The organism is Rhodococcus sp. IEGM 1379 (assembly GCF_030056815.1).
GTDB lineage: Bacteria > Actinomycetota > Actinomycetes > Mycobacteriales > Mycobacteriaceae > Rhodococcus_F.
On sequence record NZ_JASHKR010000166.1, the window covers coordinates 1 to 3,220 of the forward strand.

The 3,220-nt window shown below is 61.2% G+C and carries 4 protein-coding genes; all 4 read right to left on the bottom strand.

The genetic code is table 11. The annotated features are described in order from the left end of the window. A partial coding sequence (locus tag QM600_RS29200; RefSeq protein WP_283265250.1) for a 3-hydroxybutyryl-CoA dehydrogenase occupies window positions 1-689 on the bottom strand: 689 nt, incomplete at its 3' end. A gap of 83 nt (window positions 690-772) precedes the next feature. Then, complete coding sequence (locus QM600_RS29205; RefSeq protein ID WP_094271117.1) at window positions 773-1,930, bottom strand: acyl-CoA dehydrogenase; 1,158 nt, start codon at window positions 1,928-1,930, stop codon at window positions 773-775. Between the two features lie 151 nt (window positions 1,931-2,081). Beyond that, window positions 2,082-2,774 (bottom strand): TetR family transcriptional regulator, encoded by a 693-nt coding sequence (locus QM600_RS29210; RefSeq protein ID WP_283265252.1) that lies wholly within the window; start codon window positions 2,772-2,774, stop codon window positions 2,082-2,084. A 65-nt stretch (window positions 2,775-2,839) separates the two neighbouring features. Next, window positions 2,840-3,220: TetR/AcrR family transcriptional regulator (locus tag QM600_RS29215; RefSeq protein ID WP_283265253.1), on the bottom strand; the 381-nt coding region annotated here is incomplete at its 5' end.

Genomic DNA, 3,220 nt, shown 5'->3' on the forward strand with positions numbered 1-3,220 from the left:
AGCGTCAGCGGGCCCATCGGGTAGCCGCAGCCGCCCTTCATGGCCTCGTCGATGTCTTCTGCTGTGGCGTAACCGGAATCGAGCATCCGGACAGCCTGGCAGAGGTACGGGATGAGCAGTGCGTTGACGATGAAGCCCGAACGGTCGCCCGCACGAACTGTCTTCTTGCGCAACGTGTTCTTGGCGTAATCGGTGACAGCGAGGACGGTCTCCTCGGACGTTGTCAGGCTGACCACGATCTCCACGAGCGGCATGACCGGCACTGGGTTGAAGAAGTGAACACCGACAACCTGGCCGGGACGTGAGGTGGCCTTGGCGATCTTGATGACGGGGATCGACGACGTGTTGGTCGCCAGAATGCCGGACGGCTTGACGATCTTGTCGAGCTTGCCGAAGATCTCGTACTTGAGGGCTTCGATCTCGGGAGCAGCTTCGATCACCAGATCGCGATCGGCGAACTCTTCCATGTCCAGGGTGACGCGGACGCGAGCGATAGCTGCATCTGCATCTTCCTGCGTGATCTTGCCCTTGGCGACGCCGCGGTTGATCGACTTCGAGATTCGTTCGCGCGCAGCAGCAGCGAATTCTTCCTTGGTTTCGAGCACCAGCACCGAGCTGCCGGCTTTTGCACAAATCTCGGCGATGCCTGCACCCATGGTGCCGCCGCCGATAACGCCTACGAGTTCCACAATTCTCCTTCAATAGATGGGCAAGCCCCGGTGCGCCTTTCTGGCAGTGGTAACTACCAAAAAGGCGCACAGGGTCGTAGACCCTACTTAAGCAGTGCGCGCGACATCACGACACGCTGGATCTGGTTGGTGCCTTCGTAGATCTGCGTGATCTTGGCGTCGCGCATCATGCGCTCGACCGGGAAATCGGTTGTGTAGCCGGCGCCACCGAACAGCTGAACTGCGTCGGTGGTGACCTCCATGGCAACGTCGGACGCAAAGCACTTGGCTGCTGCGGAGATGAAGCCGAGGTTCTTTTCGCCGCGCTCTGCGCGAGCTGCGGAGGTGTAAACCATGAGTCGAGCGGCTTCGACCTTCATCGCCATGTCGGCGAGCATGAACTGAACGGCCTGGAAGTCGCTGATGGACTTGCCGAACTGCTTGCGGTCCTTGGTGTATGCCAGTGCCGCGTCGAGTGCGCCCTGGGCGAGGCCGACGGCCTGCGCACCGATTGTGGGGCGCGTGTGATCGAGGGTCTCGAGTGCCGTCTTGAAGCCGGTGCCCGGTGCGCCGATGATGCGGTCGCCGGGGATGCGGCAGTTCTCGAAGTACAGCTCAGCGGTGGGGGAGCCCTTGATGCCGAGCTTCTTCTCCTTGGGGCCCACGACGAAGCCTTCGTCGTCCTTGTGGACCATGAAGGAGGAGATGCCGTTGGCGCCCTTGTCAGGGTCGGTGACAGCCATGACGGTGTACCAGGTTGACTTGCCGCCGTTGGTGATCCAGCACTTGGAGCCATTGAGGATCCAGTCGTCGCCGTCGGCCTTTGCGCGGGTACGCATGGCGGCGGCGTCGGAGCCGGCCTCACGCTCGGAGAGGGCGTACGACGCCATGCCGCCGTTGACGAGATCCGGGAGGACCTTGGCCTTGAGCTCCTCGGAACCCTTGAGGATGAGGCCCATGGTGCCGAGCTTGTTGACGGCGGGGATCAGGGAGGACGATCCACAGACACGGGCAACTTCTTCGATGACGATGCAGGTCGCGACGGAATCTGCGCCCTGGCCGTCGTACGCCTCGGGGACGTGGATGGCATTGAAGCCCGACGCGTTGAGCGCGGTCAGTGCTTCTTCGGGGAAACGTGCGTTCTCGTCGACGTCCTTGGCGTAGGGCGCAATTTCCTTCTCGGAGAGTCCGCGGATAGCAGCCCGCAGCTCGTCGTGCTCTTCGTTCAGCTTGAAGAGATTGAAGTCCGGGTTTCCTGCCATGGGAACGCTCCTCGGTTGGAAGGTGAGTTGGAAGGTGGGTCGTGCGGCGCCGACAAGACCAGCATGGCTCGTCGGCAGACTGGTGCCAATGCAGTCAGTCAAACACGGCACTCAGTGCCAGGTCAAGGAGTCGGCGGCAGCATGATGCGTCTCAGCCGAGCTGTTCGTGGATTTTTCTGCTGATTTCCTCAGCGGAAGTTCCCGGAGAAAATGCCACTACCAGTACCGACTTCTCTGCAGGGGCGGCTTCCTTGGATCCTGGTACCACCCCGTACGTACGACGCACATCAAGCAGTGCTTGACGCAGTACGTCGGCGGTGGCATCGGAATCGCCCTTGATCATGCTTCGCAAAAGGTAGTTGTGGCACGCAGTGACAGCGGCGGCAAAACCGATGACTTTGAGTACCGGCTCGCGAGGCACAGCGCTGCGCAGGTAATCGACGAAGAGTCGTTCGTAGCGAAAACCAGTGACCAGTTCGCGGTCACGCAGCGCGGGAACATGCTGGACGACGCGGTACCGCCGCATCGACAGGTCGCGGTTCTGCTGGAAGAAGTCGAAGACCAATCCGGCTGCCTCGCACACCGACGCCCACGGATCGGCGGAATCAGCCGACAGGAATTCCGCTATGTGCTCGAGTAGGGACTCGTGATCGGCGAAGATCACGTCCTCTTTGGAACGAAACTGCCGGAAGAACGTACGACGCGATACCCCGGCAGCAGCGGCGATCTGTTCGACTGTCGTGGCTTCGTACCCGTTCTCTGAGAACAGTCGAATCGCCTGGGACGCGACATGAATCCGGAACTGTGCCGGGTCGGTTCCGGGGATGTCTGCGCGTTCACTCATGCCGACAAGTATTGCGCCTGCGGCCGGGCATCTGGTGCGACGGGCCATCACAGATTGACGACTGCTCAACGATGTGTGGTGGATGTGAATTGGAATGTTGCCGCCTCGACGATCTCCTCAGGCGTAAGAGCGATCTCCTCGTTCAACCATGCAGTGACCAGCTCGGCCAAACCGCCCACGAACAGTAGTCCGTTGATCTCACCCTGATGTGGTGGCCACGCTCGGTCTCCGTACATGCGTGTGGCTTCATCCGCCACCATCTGAGCAAAGCCCCGCAGTGCTGCGCGTCGATGAGTGCGGAGCGGTTCGAACGCAGCGGATTCGATCATCGCGACACGCCCCTTGCGTGGATCGTCCGTAAGGATCGTGACGAACGACGCGATTGCATTTCGTACGCGCTGCTCGAGCGTCCCGGTGCTCGCTCGAAGCGCGGACAGTCCGGCGCC

Excerpts from the sequence above, each read along its gene's own strand:
- QM600_RS29205 (WP_094271117.1), bottom strand. The coding sequence starts at position 1,930 with ATGGCAGGAAACCCGGACTTCAATCTCTTCAAGCTGAACGAAGAGCAC.
- QM600_RS29210 (WP_283265252.1), bottom strand. The coding sequence starts at position 2,774 with ATGAGTGAACGCGCAGACATCCCCGGAACCGACCCGGCACAGTTCCGG.